Annotated in this window: 15 protein-coding genes; 5 read left to right on the top strand and 10 right to left on the bottom strand. The window is 45.9% G+C overall.

The window, feature by feature from the left end:
* Positions 1–75: 75 nt before the first annotated feature.
* Entirely contained in the window at positions 76–1,347 is a 1,272-nt protein-coding gene (gene nadR / locus RO21_RS01130; protein ID WP_047975959.1) for a multifunctional transcriptional regulator/nicotinamide-nucleotide adenylyltransferase/ribosylnicotinamide kinase NadR, read from the top strand.
* Complete coding sequence (locus tag RO21_RS01125; RefSeq protein WP_047975958.1) at positions 1,344–2,036, top strand: metallophosphoesterase family protein; 693 nt, start codon at positions 1,344–1,346, stop codon at positions 2,034–2,036. The genes nadR and RO21_RS01125 overlap by 4 nt, the downstream gene beginning before the upstream one ends.
* Positions 2,037–2,111: 75 nt before the next feature.
* On the opposite strand, the gene RO21_RS01120 is transcribed toward RO21_RS01125, so the two are convergent.
* Positions 2,112–2,462: a DsrE/DsrF/TusD sulfur relay family protein gene (locus RO21_RS01120; protein ID WP_047975957.1), complete on the bottom strand. Its 351-nt coding sequence runs from the start codon at positions 2,460–2,462 to the stop codon at positions 2,112–2,114.
* 227 nt (positions 2,463–2,689) lie between these two features.
* Between RO21_RS01120 and yedE the strand changes: the two genes are divergently transcribed.
* Together yedE and yedF are read left to right on the top strand one after the other, a co-directional pair.
* Positions 2,690–3,877: a selenium metabolism membrane protein YedE/FdhT gene (gene yedE / locus RO21_RS01115; RefSeq protein WP_047975956.1), complete on the top strand. Its 1,188-nt coding sequence runs from the start codon at positions 2,690–2,692 to the stop codon at positions 3,875–3,877.
* Between the two features lie 4 nt (positions 3,878–3,881).
* Entirely contained in the window at positions 3,882–4,139 is a 258-nt protein-coding gene (gene yedF / locus RO21_RS01110; protein ID WP_206539761.1) for a sulfurtransferase-like selenium metabolism protein YedF, read from the top strand.
* A gap of 298 nt (positions 4,140–4,437) precedes the next feature.
* Here the strand turns inward: yedF and miaB are convergent, their stop codons facing one another.
* The 4 genes from miaB to ptsH all read right to left on the bottom strand — a co-directional run bounded on the left by miaB (position 4,438) and on the right by ptsH (position 8,667).
* Positions 4,438–5,868, bottom strand: a complete 1,431-nt coding sequence (gene miaB / locus RO21_RS01105) for a tRNA (N6-isopentenyl adenosine(37)-C2)-methylthiotransferase MiaB (protein ID WP_047975965.1) — start codon at positions 5,866–5,868, stop codon at positions 4,438–4,440.
* Positions 5,869–6,008: 140 nt separating this feature from the next.
* Positions 6,009–6,512: a PTS glucose transporter subunit IIA gene (gene crr / locus RO21_RS01100; protein ID WP_047975954.1), complete on the bottom strand. Its 504-nt coding sequence runs from the start codon at positions 6,510–6,512 to the stop codon at positions 6,009–6,011.
* A gap of 71 nt (positions 6,513–6,583) precedes the next feature.
* On the bottom strand, positions 6,584–8,305 hold the full coding sequence (gene ptsI, locus RO21_RS01095) for a phosphoenolpyruvate-protein phosphotransferase PtsI (protein WP_047975953.1): 1,722 nt from the start codon (positions 8,303–8,305) through the stop codon (positions 6,584–6,586).
* A gap of 104 nt (positions 8,306–8,409) precedes the next feature.
* Positions 8,410–8,667, bottom strand: coding sequence for a phosphocarrier protein Hpr (ptsH, locus tag RO21_RS01090; RefSeq protein ID WP_047975952.1), 258 nt, complete (start codon positions 8,665–8,667; stop codon positions 8,410–8,412).
* Positions 8,668–8,993: 326 nt separating this feature from the next.
* Here ptsH and asd point away from each other — a divergent pair, with 326 nt between their 5' ends.
* Positions 8,994–10,109: an aspartate-semialdehyde dehydrogenase gene (gene asd, locus RO21_RS01085; protein ID WP_047975951.1), complete on the top strand. Its 1,116-nt coding sequence runs from the start codon at positions 8,994–8,996 to the stop codon at positions 10,107–10,109.
* Positions 10,110–10,149: 40 nt separating this feature from the next.
* On the opposite strand, the gene RO21_RS01080 is transcribed toward asd, so the two are convergent.
* From RO21_RS01080 to sppA, 5 genes are all read right to left on the bottom strand, one after another.
* Positions 10,150–10,770: a YfgM family protein gene (locus RO21_RS01080; RefSeq protein ID WP_047975950.1), complete on the bottom strand. Its 621-nt coding sequence runs from the start codon at positions 10,768–10,770 to the stop codon at positions 10,150–10,152.
* A 3-nt stretch (positions 10,771–10,773) separates the two neighbouring features.
* Positions 10,774–12,060, bottom strand: a complete 1,287-nt coding sequence (hisS, locus tag RO21_RS01075) for a histidine--tRNA ligase (RefSeq protein ID WP_047975949.1) — start codon at positions 12,058–12,060, stop codon at positions 10,774–10,776.
* 54 nt (positions 12,061–12,114) lie between these two features.
* Complete coding sequence (gene ispG / locus RO21_RS01070) at positions 12,115–13,224, bottom strand: flavodoxin-dependent (E)-4-hydroxy-3-methylbut-2-enyl-diphosphate synthase (RefSeq protein ID WP_047975948.1); 1,110 nt, start codon at positions 13,222–13,224, stop codon at positions 12,115–12,117.
* 17 nt (positions 13,225–13,241) lie between these two features.
* Entirely contained in the window at positions 13,242–14,255 is a 1,014-nt protein-coding gene (locus RO21_RS01065; protein ID WP_047975947.1) for a RodZ domain-containing protein, read from the bottom strand.
* 164 nt (positions 14,256–14,419) lie between these two features.
* Positions 14,420–16,282 (bottom strand): signal peptide peptidase SppA, encoded by a 1,863-nt coding sequence (sppA, locus tag RO21_RS01060; protein WP_047975946.1) that lies wholly within the window; start codon positions 16,280–16,282, stop codon positions 14,420–14,422.
* Between the last annotated feature and the right edge of the window lie 87 nt (positions 16,283–16,369).

The raw sequence follows: 16,369 nt of genomic DNA, 5'->3' as shown, positions 1-16,369 counted from the left end.
CTAGTACAGCCCCTAAAAAAATGACAAAATCCCGATTTTCACCTATTATTGCGTAAACTTTTCGAGGATAACCCTATGACCGATTTTGCTTACCTACAACAAAAACGCAAGCAATTAAAATTAAAAGTCAATGACGTGTGCGAGCAAGCCGGCGTAACCCGTGCTTACTTTAACCAACTGGTAACGGGCAAAATAAAAAATCCCGGAGCGAGCAAACTCAAAGCCTTGCATAACGTCTTGGATATTATTGAGCAGCCTCATCAGCGGGTCGGCGTGATTTTCGGCAAATTCTATCCGGTGCATACGGGGCATATCAATATGATTTACGAAGCCTTTAGTAAGGTGGATATGCTACACGTTATCGTTTGTACCGATACCGAGCGGGATCTGCAATTATTCCACGACAGCAAAATGAAACGGATGCCGACAAACGAAGATCGCCTGCGCTGGATGCAGCAGATTTTCAAATATCAGCAAAAACAAATTTTTATTCATCATCTTGTCGAAGACGGCATTCCAAGCTACCCGAACGGCTGGGAAGGCTGGGCAAATCGGGTTAAAGCCTTGTTTGTCGAGAAAAATATTCAGCCGACCATTGTGTTTAGCAGCGAAATTCAAGATAAAGCCCCCTACGAAACCTATTTGAATTTAGAGGTGCATTTGGTCGATCCCGAACGCCATTCGTTCAACGTATCCGCCACTAAAATTCGCAATCAGCCGTTCCAGTATTGGCGTTTTATCCCGAAAGAAGTACGTCCGTTCTTCGTCAAAACCATTGCGATTTTAGGCGGTGAAAGCAGCGGCAAAAGCGTATTAGTCAGCAAACTTGCCAACGTGTTCAACACCACATCAGCGTGGGAATACGGGCGTGAATTTGTGTTCAAAGAGTTAGGCGGCAACGAACAAGCGATGCAATATTCCGACTATCCGCAAATGGCGCTCGGGCATAAACGCTATGTGGATTATGCGATGAAGCACGCGCATAAAGTGGCGATTATCGACACGGATTACATCACTACTCAAGCCTTTTGTATTCAATACGAGGGCAAACCGCACCCGTTTTTGGATTCGATGATTAAAGAGTACCCGTTTGACGTTACCATTCTGCTCTCCAATAATACCAAATGGGTAGATGACGGCTTGCGTAGTCTCGGCTCGGCTAAACAACGCCAACGTTTTCAACAACTTCTCAAAAAACTGTTGGAAAAATACAATGTGCCTTATATTGAAATTGAATCACCAAGCTATTTAGACCGCTATAATCAAACCAAAGAAGTGGTCGAAGCGATTTTAAATGACGAACCGATTCCTTTAACCTTTAAAACCCATAACGAGAATAAAAAATGATACTGTTTGCGGGTGATCCTCACGGCAGCTACACCCACCTTTACCCCTTCGTTCAGGCACACGACAATGTCGCCCTGATTATTTTAGGGGATTTACAATTAACCACCCCGACCGAGTTGGACAAATTAGCTCAGCATTGCGATATTTGGTTTATCCACGGCAATCACGACAGCAAAACCGTTGCCGCTTTTGATGCGATTTGGGGCAGTGAATGGAAATCACGCAACCTGCACGGGCGTGTCGTGGAGATACAAGGCACTAAAATCGCCGGGCTCGGCGGCGTGTTTCGTGGGCATATTTGGATGCCGCCGCACCGCCCGATGTTTTTCGACCACATTCACTACTGCCAATATGCCCCGCAAGAACGCATCTGGCGAGGCGGCGTGCCTCTGCGCCACCGCACCTCAATCTTTCCGGCGGATTTGGAAAATCTTGAACAACAAAAGGCGGATATTCTCATCAGCCACGAAGCGCCCCGCCCGCACCCGCAAGGCTTTGCCGTTATCAACCAACTGGCACGCAAAATGGGCGTACAAAAGATCTTCCACGGTCATCATCACGACAATTTTGATTACCGCCCAATCAACCGCAACAAAGCCTGCGATATTTTCAACATCGGCTTCAGAAGTTTGGCAGATATTGACGGCAATTATCTGCTAATCGGTGTCGATGACCGGGACTTAAAATAGACTATTTTGCATATTCTTTGAAAAAACAGACCGCTTGTTGAAAGCGAGCGGTCTGTTTTCGATCATTTTTACCAATCAGAAATTCAGCACTTTATCCGCCCAGAGTGTCCAGTCGGCGAGTTCTGCCAATGTGCCGATTTCTACACCGTCAGCCAGCGCTAAATGGGTGATACCACGGGCGTTGGTGCAGGTTTTGCATAATTTCACCAATGCACCTTGGGCGGTGAGAATTTCGAGCATTTGTTGCAAGTGATAGCCTTCGCTCGGATTTTGTTTCGCCAAGCCGGCATTAACGGCATCGGACATCAAAAACAATCGAATATCCGCCTGCTGCAATTCCTGAATTTGTAACGCAAGGCGTAAGCCGCTGAAAAATGTTTCATTGCCGTACGGCGCAGTATTTAAAATAAACAGTAATTTTTGCATCATTTTTCCTCTTCATTGATTTTGCAAAATTCTAACAGAAAGCCACCGCTTGCACGCTTTATTTTGCGGGGTGATATTGCTAGAATAACGGCGGTTTTTGAACCATTTCATTATATCGCAAGGTTTTGTGTGTAAAGAGATGACAAAACACGCCGTCTGTTCACTTAGTTTACCTCTCAACTTTGCCTTAATTCATTCAATCTTTTATCAGTTTATAAGGACTTTGTATGATTTGGCAGCGTTTTAAACACGATTTTCTGATTAAATTTTGGCAGCCTGTGCCTGCGGTGATTGCAGCGGGCATACTGTCTGCTTACTATTTCGGCTTAACCGGCACCTATTGGGCGGTTACGGGCGAATTTACCCGCTGGGGCGGTGAGATTCTCGAATTTGTCGGGATTGATGTCAGCGATTGGGGCTATTTTCAACTGGTCGGCTTAGAGGGTTCGGTCTTTACCCGCATTGACGGTTTGATGATTGTGGGAATGTTTGCCGGCTGCCTCTCTGCCGCGCTTTGGGCGAATAATGTTAAATTTCGCCGTTCCGCCCACAAAATCCGCATAGTACAAGCCTTGATTGGCGGCATCATTGCCGGCTTTGGCGCACGTTTGGCAATGGGGTGTAATTTGGCGTCTTTTTTCACTGGTATTCCGCAATTTTCCCTCCACGCTTGGCTATTTACGCTTGCCTCAGCAATCGGCTGTTATTTTGGGGCAAAATGCTCACTGCTGCCAATGTTCCGCATTCCGATTAAAATGGTGAAGGTGAATGCCCAGCAACCATTAAGGCAAGATCCCGATAAAGCCAAACGCCGTTTTCGGCTTGGAATGGTGGTCTTTTTCATCTTCTTGGCGTGGGCAATGTTTACTCTGTTTAACTCGCCGAAGCTCGGCTTTGCGATGTTGTGCGGCTTAGCTTTCGGATTGCTGATTGAACGGGCGCAGATCTGTTTCACCTCTGCCTTTCGGGATCTGTTTATCAGCGGCCGTACCACAATGCTCAAAGCGATTATTTATGGCGTAATGGTCGGCACGCTGGGGGTGTATAGCTATATTGCGATTGGGCTTGAACCGAAAATTATGTGGGCAGGCCCGAATGCCATTCTCGGCGGGCTATTGTTCGGTTTCGGCATTGTGTTAGCCGGCGGCTGCGAAACGGGCTGGATGTACCGTGCCGTTGAAGGTCAGGTGCATTATATGTGGGTCGGGTTGGGCAATATCATCGGTTCAACCTTGCTCGCACTGGTTTGGGACGATATTGCCCCACACCTTGCACTCAATTACGATAAAATCAATCTGCTCAATCCTCTCGGTACAATCGGCGGCTTAGTCGCAAATTATGCGCTGCTCATTCTCTCCCTCATTTTAGTGCTTTGGTGGGAGCAACGTATCCTACAAAAACGTATGGCAAAATAAGGAAATGATTATGTTGGAACAACACCAATCTAGCGAAATGATACCGACCTACCGGCTGGATATGACCGGCGAGCCTTGCCCTTACCCTGCGGTCGCCACCCTTGAGGTAATGCCAACCCTTGCAAGCGGTGAGATCTTAGAAATTATTAGCGACTGCCCCCAGTCGATCAACACTATTCCCATTGATGCCAAAAATCACGGCTACCAAGTGCTATTGATTGAACAAGACGGCCCGACCATTCGCTATTTAATTCAAAAATAATTTGCATATTTTTCCCCAAAACAGCCCGCTTGTAACTGCTGACAAGCAGTCTCTTAAGTGAAAATTTGGTAATATCAAACGTTCTTATATTGACAGTTGCTAGCCCATTTGCGATTAGCCCCAAAACCGATATAAGATCGAACGACAGGTGTATATGATAGGTATCCGAACCATTTAAATAAGGCTTACTCATCAAGCTCAAGATCTCATATTTACGCTGCATAAAACCAAAAAAGAAAGGACGCCAAACGGCGTCCTTCACATTCTCTGCTATTTTGTACATTCACAACAAAAGCGATTATAAATTCACCACATATTTACCCACGCCGAGTTCGTCCTCTTTGCGAGTGCGGTTAATGACGCTTTGGGCGGATTCAATCACCCGTAGCCCCATTTCATCTTCGGTACGCACAACTTCTCCCCGCAGTGAGTTGGTGTAAACATCAGTGATTTTGACATCGACAAATTTGCCGATCATCTCCGGCGTCCCTTGGAAATTGACAATACGGTTTGTTTCTGTGCGTCCGGTCAGCTCCATCAAATCCTTTTTGGACGGCCCCTCCACCAAAATACGTTGTTCTGTGCCAAGCATTAAGCGGCTAAACTGCATTGCTTGGTGGTTAATCCGTTGTTGCAGGCGGTAAAGACGTTCTTTTTTCTCTTCTTCGCTCACATCATCAGGCAAATCCGCCGCTGGTGTGCCAGGACGTGCCGAGTAAATAAAGCTAAAGCTCATATCGAAATTCACTTGCTCGATGATTTTCATTGTCTGTTCAAAATCTTCCGCCGTTTCACCCGGAAAACCGACAATAAAATCTGAGCTGATTTGAATATTCGGGCGAGCCTCACGTAATTTACGGATAATCGCCTTGTACTCCAATGCTGTATGGTTGCGTTTCATCATTGTCAGAACCCGATCCGCTCCGCTCTGAATCGGCAAGTGTAAGAAGCTCACCAGCTCCGGCGTATCACGATAAACCTCAATAATATCATCGGTAAATTCAATCGGGTGGCTGGTGGTATAACGTAAGCGGTCGATACCGTCAATCGCCGCCACCAAACGTAAGAGTTCCGCAAACGTACAAATATTGCCGTCAAAAGTTTCTCCACGGTAGGCATTCACATTTTGCCCGAGCAAATTGACCTCCCGAACGCCTTGCTCGGCAAGTTGGGCAATTTCAAATAAAATATCATCAACCGGACGGCTGACCTCTTCCCCCCTCGTGTAAGGCACGACACAGAATGAGCAATATTTATTACAGCCTTCCATAATCGAGACAAAGGCAGTCGGCCCTTCTGCTCGAGGCTCAGGCAAGCGGTCAAATTTTTCGATTTCCGGGAAACTGATGTCCACTACCGAGCTTTTTCCGCCACGGATTTGATTGATCATTTCCGGTAATCTGTGCAAGGTTTGCGGCCCAAACACAATATCGACAAAGGGCGCACGCTGGCGGATATGTTCGCCTTCTTGCGAAGCCACACAACCGCCGACCCCGATCACGAGATTCGGTTTATTCTTTTTGAAATTTTTCCAACGCCCAAGCTGGTGGAATACTTTTTCTTGGGCTTTTTCCCGAATCGAGCAGGTGTTCAGTAATAATACATCTGCTTCTTCGGCATTTTCGGTCAGTTCAAAACCGTGCGTACTGTTGAGTAAATCCGCCATTTTGGACGAGTCGTACTCGTTCATTTGGCAGCCCCAAGTTTTAATATGTAATTTCTGTGCCATTTTCTCAATCATCTTGTTCAATCAGTTAAAAATAAAAGCGTAAAGAGTATGCCCTTTACGCTGAAAATCGGCGACATTTTAGCATAATAAATACAAAAACCACGACTTTTTGTCGTGGTTTTGCCAATTAAATAAAGTGATTATTTTGCTAATGATAACACTTCGCTCTCGCCAGCAACCACTTCGCCGGACAATTCTTGCAAGTTGCTGATTTCATCCATATTTGAAATCACAACCGGCGTTAAGACCGATTTTGCTTTTTCTGACAATAACGCTAAGTCAAATTTGATAATCGGATCACCGACTTTCACTTTCTGACCTTCTTCAGCAATACGGGTAAAGCCTTCGCCTTTTAGCTCGACAGTATCAATACCGAAGTGAACAAAAAGTTCGATCCCGTCTTCCGATTCAATGGAGAAAGCGTGATTGGTTTCAAAAATTTTACCGATCACCCCATTCACCGGTGCAACGATAGTGTCGCCATTCGGGCGGATTGCAATACCATCACCAACGATTTTCTCGGAAAAAACCACATCAGGCACATCTTCAATATTTACAATTTCACCTGAAAGCGGGGCATAAATTTTCACTTCTTTCGGTGCAGCATCTTTTTTGCCACCGAATAATTTGTCAAAAATTCCCATAATTTAGTCTCCATTACTCAATGAATAAATTCCCGCATATTTTATACGAGAATTTTAATTTTGTATCTGAATTAGTTCAAATTTTGGTAAAAGTCATTCACCAGTTTTTCAATATCGGCTGCCGTTGGTTGTGCTAATGCCTGCTCGGCAAGTGCTTTAGCGTCCGCATAGTGAATACTTCTCACTAATTTTTTGACGTGCGGTACGGAAATAGCACTCATACTAAATTCGTCTAATCCCATTCCCAGTAATAACGCCGTAGCACGCACATCACCGGCAAGCTCGCCACACATACCCGTCCATTTGCCCTCGGCGTGAGAGGCATCAATCACTTGCTTAATCAAGTTTAATACGGATGGTGTCAGAGGGTTATAAAGGTGAGCAATAATTTCGTTACCACGATCAACCGCAAGGGTATATTGGGTTAAATCGTTAGTGCCGATACTGAAGAAATCGACCTCTTTGGCAAGATGACGGGCATTTACTGCCGCAGACGGCGTTTCAACCATTACCCCGATTTGCAGATTTTCATCAAAAGCTTGACCTTCATCACGCAACTGCTGTTTTAGCTCGGCAATAATCCCTTTTAATTCACGGATCTCTTCCACCGAGATGATCATCGGGAACATTACCGCTAATTGCCCAAAGGCTGATGCCCGCAAGACCGCACGTAATTGGGTGTCTAAAATTTCACGGCGAACCAAGCCGATACGCACCGCACGCCAGCCCAAGAATGGGTTCATCTCTTTTGGTAGATCAAGATACGGTAACTCTTTATCGCCACCAATGTCCATTGTGCGCAAGACAACCAACTTACCTTGCATTGCTTCCACAATTTCTTTGTAGGCTCGGAATTGTTCTTCTTCGCTTGGCAGATGGTCGCGATCCATAAACAAGAATTCGGTACGGTATAAACCTACCGCCTCGCCGCCGTTACGCAATACGCCGTCCACATCACGGATTGTGCCGATATTACCCGCCACATCAATACGGTGTCCGTCCAAGGTTTCCGCAGGTAAATCTTTTAATTTAGCTAATTCCGCTTTTTCTTCGGCGACTTTATTTTGCAACGCCTCAGCCGCCGCTAATTGCTCGACAGACGGATTGATATGTACTTCATTATTGATCGCATCAAGAATTAAGGTATCGCCGCTATTGACTAATGTGGTTACGTTATTAGTGCCGACCACCGCCGGTAACTCAAGGGAACGTGCCATAATTGAGGTATGAGAGGTGCGACCGCCAATATCGGTTACAAAACCTAACACTTTATCTAAATTCAGTTGTGCGGTTTCAGAAGGGGTTAAATCGTAAGCCACGAGAATGACTTCTTCTTGAATATCGCCTAAATCAATAATACGCATACCTAAAATATTGCGTAGCAAGCGGTTACCGATATCACGAATATCACCGGCACGCTCTTTTAAGTATTCATCATCAATTTCAGCCAACATAGAGGCTTGCATTTCAATGATCTTATGTGTTGCAACATCTGCCGTGACTAAATGCTCTTCCACATAAGCTAAAATTTCTTCCTCTAGCTCTTCATCTTCTAAGATCATTAAATGACCTTCAAAGATGGCTTCTTTTTCTTCGCCTAAGGTACGTCTGGCTTTCTCTTTGATTGCAGTTAATTGTGCCGCCGCTTTTTCACGACCGGCAAAAAATTTCGCTTTTTCCGTCTCAATTTGATCGGCTGTGATTTTTTGCGTATTAAGGACAATCGGCTCTTCTTTGAGAACGAGGGCTTTACCGAAAACAATCCCCGGTGAAGCCGCAATACCTGTAATCATAATTTAATCCTTACTTGAGGGTAATGAGTTAAGCTAAAATAACATAAAACGACTTTGCTGACGCTTGATTAAGCCTAACAAAGTCGTTATGTTCAACGGGAAAACTATTCTAAGGTTGGGATTAAATCCACTAAGAAATCCACCGCTTTTTGCTCGTCTTCACCTTCAGCTGAAATTGTGATTACCGTACCTTGAGTTAAACCCAATGTTTGAAGCTTAAATAAGCTCTTCGCACTGGCACTTTTACCGCCCGATGTTACCGTAACATCAGAAGCAAAGCCTTTTGCTGCTTTTACAAACTCTGCCGCTGGGCGAGTGTGTAAGCCGTTTGGTGCAATAATGGTTACATCTTTTGAGTACATAGTAAGTTCCTCTTAAAAATCAAATAGTTAAATAAATTCATTTATTAACGGCATCCCTTTACCGCAAAACATTGCTAACTTTACTACAAAACGAAGTTAAAAACACGATAAAAACAGCTCCGATAAGCAATTTCTTCAATCATATTCGTATTTATTTTCATCAATGAAGAAAATCATTTGTTTCGTGTCAAGATTTCTGCCGTTGCTTTTCGCCGCCTTGAAATCTCTGCGATAAAGGCACAAAAATTGATTGCAATTCGGTTGAAAATCTTGTATTTATCAGCCTTTCTATTAAAAAACACAACTTCAATGAGTGAGGAGTAACAATGCAAAATGTAGGTTTTATCGGTTGGCGTGGTATGGTCGGTTCGGTGTTGATGGATCGTATGGTTACGGAGAATGACTTTGCCAACATCAACCCTGTTTTTTTCACCACTTCGCAAGCGGGTCAAAAAGCCCCGATTTTTTGCAACAAGGACGCAGGTGAGCTGAAAAATGCGTTTGATATTGCCGAGTTACAAAAATTAGACATCATCGTTACCTGCCAAGGCGGCGACTATACCAACGAGGTGTACCCCAAATTAAGAGCAACCGGTTGGAACGGTTATTGGATCGATGCCGCCTCCGCCTTGCGTATGGAAAAAGAGGCAATTATCGTGCTTGATCCGGTCAATCAGAACGTGATTGCAGAAGGGTTAAAAAACGGCATTAAAACCTTTGTCGGCGGAAACTGTACTGTCAGCTTAATGTTAATGGCAATCGGCGGTTTATTTGAACGAGATTTAGTCGAATGGGTCTCCGTTGCCACCTATCAAGCCGCCTCCGGAGCCGGTGCAAAAAATATGCGTGAACTACTCAGCCAAATGGGGCAATTAGAACAAAGCGTGAGTGCAGAACTTGCCGATCCTGCGGCTTCGATTTTAGAGATTGAACGCAAAGTTACCGCAAAAATACGTGCTGACGATTTCCCAACCGATAATTTCGGCGCAGCTTTAGGCGGCAGCTTAATCCCGTGGATCGACAAACTCTTGCCGGAAACCGGACAAACCAAAGAAGAATGGAAAGGCTACGCAGAAACCAACAAAATCCTTGGGCTAAGCGATAATCCGATTCCGGTGGACGGTCTATGCGTACGCATCGGCGCATTGCGTTGCCATAGCCAAGCCTTCACCATTAAACTGAAAAAAGACCTGCCATTAGCCGAGATTGAACAGATCATCGCCGCCCATAATGAATGGGTCAAAGTCATTCCAAACGACAAAGAAAGTACCCTGCGTGAGCTGACACCAGCTAAAGTAACAGGCACATTAAGCATTCCGGTCGGACGTTTACGCAAATTGGCGATGGGCGGAGAATACCTTGCCGCCTTTACCGTGGGCGACCAATTATTATGGGGTGCTGCAGAGCCGGTACGCCGTATCTTAATGCAACTGGTCAAATAATCCGAAGAAAGAAAAGGGCTACTCAAGTAGCCCTTTTTATTTATAAATTATTTAAGCGAATATCAATCAACATCTGATCTTGAGGCTGTGCCTGCGCTTTGGCTTGCTCATAAGCACTGCGTGCCGCTGTTTTATCGCCTTTCGCCAGTAAAATATCACCGCTGAAAACCTGTTTCCGCAGCGACCACGCCTGATCTTTTATCGGTGCAAGCATCTCCAACGCTTCATCAAATTGATTGAGCTGATAAGCAACCGCCGCTAAGCGAAAACGGATCACCGATTGCAAGGTGGCATCACTTGTCGCAGCCAGCGCCTGCGTTAAATATTGACGGGCAGTCTCAAATTCCCCTTTTGCTACCAACTGTTTCGCCTGCTCTAACTGCGTAAACACTGCATAGTTTGAGTTGCTGTGTTCGCTGATAAATTTATCTGCAAGCGGGGCGTTCTTCTCCGGATTTTGCAAATAGCTTTCCATCACCTGCTGATACTGTGCAGAGGTTTGCTGTGCCGTTTCAAGCTGATGTTTCTGCCAATAATTCCAACCGAAACCAGCAGCCGCCGCAATCAAGACTGCCACTAAAATCGGTGTGCCGTTTTGCTTAAACCAACTTTTGGCTTCTTCAAATTGCTGTTCTTCGGTTTTATTCAAATAATCGCTCATTTTTTACTCCTGTGAAAAACGGTCAGAAAGCTCGTTGATGAGCGTACTTTGTGCCACGGTAACTTGCTCGCTCTGCCCGAACAGATCTTTAATCACGACCGTGTTGTCTGCGACTTCGCTCTCGCCTAACACTAACGCAATTTTTGCGCCCAATTTATCCGCCCGTTTGAATTGTTTTTTGAAATTGCCCCCGCTGGTATGCAACATTACACGCAAAGTCGGCAGCGCATCACGAATCGTCTCGGCAAGGCGGAACGCGGCTAAATCTGCACCCTCGCCCGAATGCACCAGATAAATATCCACTGCTCTCGGTAAGGCAATAGTCGGGTTCACTTCTTGCACAAGTAATGCCAAGCGTTCCATTCCCATTGCAAAGCCGACCCCTTCGGTTGCGTGTCCGCCGAGCTGTGCGACCAAGCCGTCATAGCGACCGCCGCCGCAAACTGTGCCTTGTGCCCCCAGTGCGTCTGTTACCCACTCAAACACGGTTTTATTGTAATAATCCAATCCACGCACCAATTTTTGATTGATTTCGTAGGCAATTCCCATTGCATCTAAAATTTCGCACAAACGGTTAAAATGGGCTTTCGACTCATCATCTAAAAAATCGTGTAATTTCGGTGCATCGTTCAACACCTGTTGGAGTACCTGATGTTTGGTATCCAAAATCCGCAATGGGTTGGTGGTTAAACGGCGTTCACTGTCCGGATCTTGTTTTAAAACATCCAAATGCTGTTGTAAAAACGCCACTAATGCTTCACGATAGCGGGTTCTCACCTCTAAGTCGCCAATGGAATTGAGCTGCAATTTAACGTGCTGACGAATCCCCAATTTTTCCCATAAACGCGCAGTGAGCAAAATCAATTCTGCGTCCGCTTCGGCATTTGCAATCCCAAAAATTTCCACGCCTGCTTGGTGAAATTGACGGTAACGTCCTTTTTGTGGGCGTTCATAGCGGAACATCGGCCCGATATACCACAAACGCTGCTCCTGATTATAGATCCAACCGTGCTCAATCGCCGCACGCACGCACCCCGCCGTACCTTCCGGGCGAAGTGTCAGGCTTTCTTCATCACGTGCAAAGGTAAACATCTCTTTTTCGACAATATCCGTTGCTTCACCCACACCACGTTTAAATAAATGGGTCGATTCAATAATCGGGCTACGCACTTCGCTATAACCGTAGCCGGCAAAGGTTTCACGGATAGTTTGCTCCAACCATTGCCATAATCGCGTTTCGTTGGGTGAAAAATCATTCATTCCACGCACCGCTTGAATTGTTTTTGACACGCTTACTCCTAAATTTGCAAAAATATGGTTCAATCCGACCGCTTGTTACGGCAATTAAAGTTGCTGAACATCAATGCGCTGATGCTGCGCCGCCACTCTGGCGCGGATTTTCGCTTCTAATTGGTCGATGAGTTTATCGTTTTCAAACCGCTCTTTCTGGCGGACACCGTCAAGGTAATAGCCGCTCATCTTGTTGCTACCGGTTACGCCTAAATCCGATACCAACGCTTCCCCCGGCCCGTTTACTACGCAGCCGATAATCGAAACGTCCATTGGCGTAATAATATCTTCAAGGCGTTGTTCTAAGGCATTCACCGTACCGATCACGTCAAATTCTTGGCGGGAGCAGGTCGGGCAGGCAATAAAATTGATACCGCGGGAGCGTATGCGTAACGACTTCAGAATATCAAAGCCGACTTTGATCTCTTCGACCGGATCAGCCGCTAAGGAAACCCGCAACGTATCGCCAATGCCTTCCGATAATAATAACCCTAAGCCAATCGCTGATTTCACTGCACCCGCGCGAGCGCCGCCGGCTTCGGTAATGCCTAAGTGAATCGGCTGTTTAATCGCTTTTGCCAACAAGCGATAAGATTCGACCGCTAAAAACACATCGGAGGCTTTTACGCTGACCTTAAACTGATCGAAATTAAGACGATCTAGGATCTCAACGTGGCGAAGTGCCGATTCCAATAACGCTTCCGGTGTCGGTTCGCCAAATTTTTCTTGGAGATCTTTTTCAAGCGATCCCGCATTCACCCCGATCCGAATCGGAATATTTTTATCCCTTGCGCAATCAACCACTGCCCGAATCCGTTCCTCTTTGCCGATATTGCCCGGATTGATCCGCAAGCAATCCACGCCATATTCCGCCACTTTCAAGGCGATACGGTAATCAAAGTGAATATCTGCCACCAACGGCACATTCACCTGTTGCTTAATCAGCTTAAAGGCTTCGGCAGCGTCCATTGTCGGCACAGACACCCGCACAATATCCGCCCCGACACGTTCAAGGGATTTAATCTGCGCAACCGTGGCTTCCACGTCTGTGGTGCGGGTATTGGTCATTGATTGCACAGCAATCGGTGCATCGCCACCAACAGGCACATTTCCCACATAAATTTTAGTTGATTGACGCCGAGTAATCGGCACTTCTTTTAACATTTTTCCCACTCAACAAGTTAGTTTGCTAAAGGTAATTTGAAACGTGCAACACGCCCATCGACTTTTAATGGCACTTGCTGCCCTTTGTAATAAATTTTCACGTTTGCCGGCGCACCGATAGTTAGGCGGTATTGTTCATTATGATTAAACGTCAGCACCTCACCGGCATTGTAGAGCTTCTCCGCTAAGCGTTTGTTTTTCGCACCTCGCACAGTAATCCAACTCTGCCCGCCAACAATTTCGATCCGCAATTCATCGTTAATAACCGCTGCCTCGGGTTGCTCGCTATTCGCAACGGTTTGTTCCGCCTGCTCGGGCTGTTGTTGCAACACATTGATCGGCTCTGATGACGTACTTTCCTCTGTTGTAGATTCGGCAGCTTGAGGGGCTTCGGTGGCATTTTCTGCCGGCTCAGTTTGTGTCGCTTCGTGGGCAGGTGTCGTATTATTAAGCACAATCTCGTTAGCACTTGGCTGAGAGTGGGCTTCGCTTTCGCTGTTATTTGATGCCGGAGCAACCGTTTGATTTTCTGCTGCTGCCACCGTGTCCGGCGGCACTGACTGGGTATTATCCTGAACCTGCACTGCCGGTATTTCAGTGTTACTCACTAACGCATCACGGCTGGCTTGATCTTTTTGATGCTCTTGCCACCACCACGCCAGCGTCATCCCAACCGCCGCCAGTAAAATCAGCCAAGTAATATTTCTCACCCAACGGCTTTGTGATCTAGGGTTAGCTGCTACTTTAATCGGCGCTGCCCGTTTCACCTCTTTAGGAATAGTAACCTCGCCGTAATTAACCGAATCGATCAGGTTTTCCGGCAAACGTAGAAAGCGAACATAATTGCGGACATAACCACGGGCAAAGGCGGGCGGCACATTTTGTAAAATGAAAATATCATTTTCAAAGGCATCAATATGATTTTTCTTTAAATTGGTTTTTTGTGCAACTTCTTCGATAGAAAGCCCAAGCGCTTCCCGTGCATTTTTAAGTTGTTGACCTAGTGAAAGGTTCGCTGTTGTTTCCGTCATTGTCTTTCTGCTGAGAATTAAACCTAAAATAAGTTGGGCAGTTTAAAGGGCTATTGCCTGTTTTGCAATGCCGAACTCACCCAATTCCCTAAAATTGTGCATCGCAAGCGGTCTGTTACGCCCGTTTTTTGCAAAATCAATAGGCAAACCGACCGCTTGCGTCGCTATTTCAGCGTGCCGCAATTTAAGCAATAGAGATAGCGGCTTTGCGGATCGTTAAACTTCGCTAGTTGTCCGAGTTGGCTTTCCATTTTTTTCGGCACGGATAAGCCTAACCAACTCGCCATATTGCCGCCGATCTGGGCTTTAAAATCACGCATCAGTTGGCTGAGCAAATCATCTCGCTGTTCTACAATCCAATAGGTGTTGAAACGCTCAATCGCCACTTTCCCTTTCGCCTTGCGTTTCTCGTTGATTAGGTCGATAAGCAGCTCGTGTGCATCGTTAAACGATCCGAGTTTATCGACCAGCCCTTTTTCTAACGCGCTTTCTCCCAACCATACTTGACCTTGGGCAATTTTATCCACTTCCGCTGTGGTCATTTTCCGCCCACGGCTGACGAGATCTAAAAAGCGTTGATAGCCGTTTTCAATCCCGATTTGTATCACATCGCCCTGCTCTTTTGACAAGGTTTTGAAAGCAGATTGATTGGCTAACGGCGAGGTTGCAATGCCATCTTCGCTAATGCCAAGTTTTTTCGCGGTTTTCTCAAAGGTAACTGCCAATCCGAAAATACCGATTGAACCTGTTAATGTAGTCGGTTGTGCCACGATTTTATCGCTGGTTGCTGCAATCCAATAGCCGCCAGAAGCCGCCATTCCGCCCATCGACACAACCACCGGTTTGCCGGCACTCTGTACATTTTCCACTTCTTGACGGATAAGCTCCGATGCCATCGCACTGCCGCCGGGGCTGTTAATGCGTAAAATAACGCCTTTCACTTTGTCATCTTGACGGGCTTTTTTGAGCTGCGACACGATCGTATCGCTGCCAGCGGTTTGGTCGTCGCTGTCGCCGGTCATTATCGCCCCTTCAACGTTGATCACAGCAATACGGTGCAAGCCCTCTTTTTCAAAGCGATTTGGTAGTTGGCTAACATAGTCGAAGAAATCAATACTGTTATAGCTTCCTTCGCTATTTTTGCCGAAGTGTTGCACCAAAATTTTCTGTATTTCCTGCTGGGTTAAAATATCCGTAACCAACTGTTGCTTCAACGCATAGTGGGCATCATTGCCTTTTACCGCTTTGTACTCGGCAAGAAAACGGGCGGTCTCCGGCACGACATTTTCCGCCTTAATATGTCGGTTTTCGGCTATATCTTGACTCATATTCCGCCACAGTTTATCCAGCCAAAGCTGTGCATTTTGACGGGCTTCCGGCGACATATCATTACGCATAAACGGTTCGACCGCCGATTTATAAGTCCCGAAACGGAAAATATGCGGCACGGCTTCAATTTTATCGAACAAGGATTTGAAATAAAGGTTACTGTAGCTCAAGCCGTGTAAATCCACAAATCCGGCACGGTTAAGGTAGATTTTGTCCGCATAGCTGGCAAGGTAGTATTGCTGCTGGCTGAAATAATTGCCCACCGCAATCACCGGTTTTTGTGCCGTTTTAAAATCCTCGATCGCTTCGCCGATATACTGCAAGGACGGCACATCGCCCCCGTGGAAATACGCCAGATCTAATACTAAGCCTTTTACTCTGTCATCGGTTTTCGCCATTGCGATCGCTTGGACAACATCAAAGGTTGAAATTTTGAGCGGCTCTCTTTGACCGGTCAATTCTTCATTGATGAAGCGGTTAAACTCGCTAAATTCATCGTGATTATCGGCAAGGTAGCCGTCCAAATTCAGGGTTAATGCCCCCTGTTCAATGATGATAGGGGCATTTTTCTTGTCCCCGCCGCTCATTACACTGGCTAAAGCAAATAAAACCAACACAAACAAAATAAAAAACAGGCTTAATACAAACTCACGGATACACCGAAAAACTTGATAAAGCCCTTTCAGCACATTCAACATTGCTACTCCTTCCACTCGTGAAAAATCCGTGCCTAAACTACCACAAAACAGGGCGAAATTTAACAAAATATGCTATTCTAACTGCAT

It is taken from the genome of Muribacter muris (assembly GCF_001038205.1).
Taxonomy (GTDB): Bacteria; Pseudomonadota; Gammaproteobacteria; order Enterobacterales; family Pasteurellaceae; genus Muribacter; species Muribacter muris.
The sequence above is the reverse complement of the archived record's forward strand: the minus strand, read 5'-3'. Positions and strand labels throughout refer to the sequence as shown.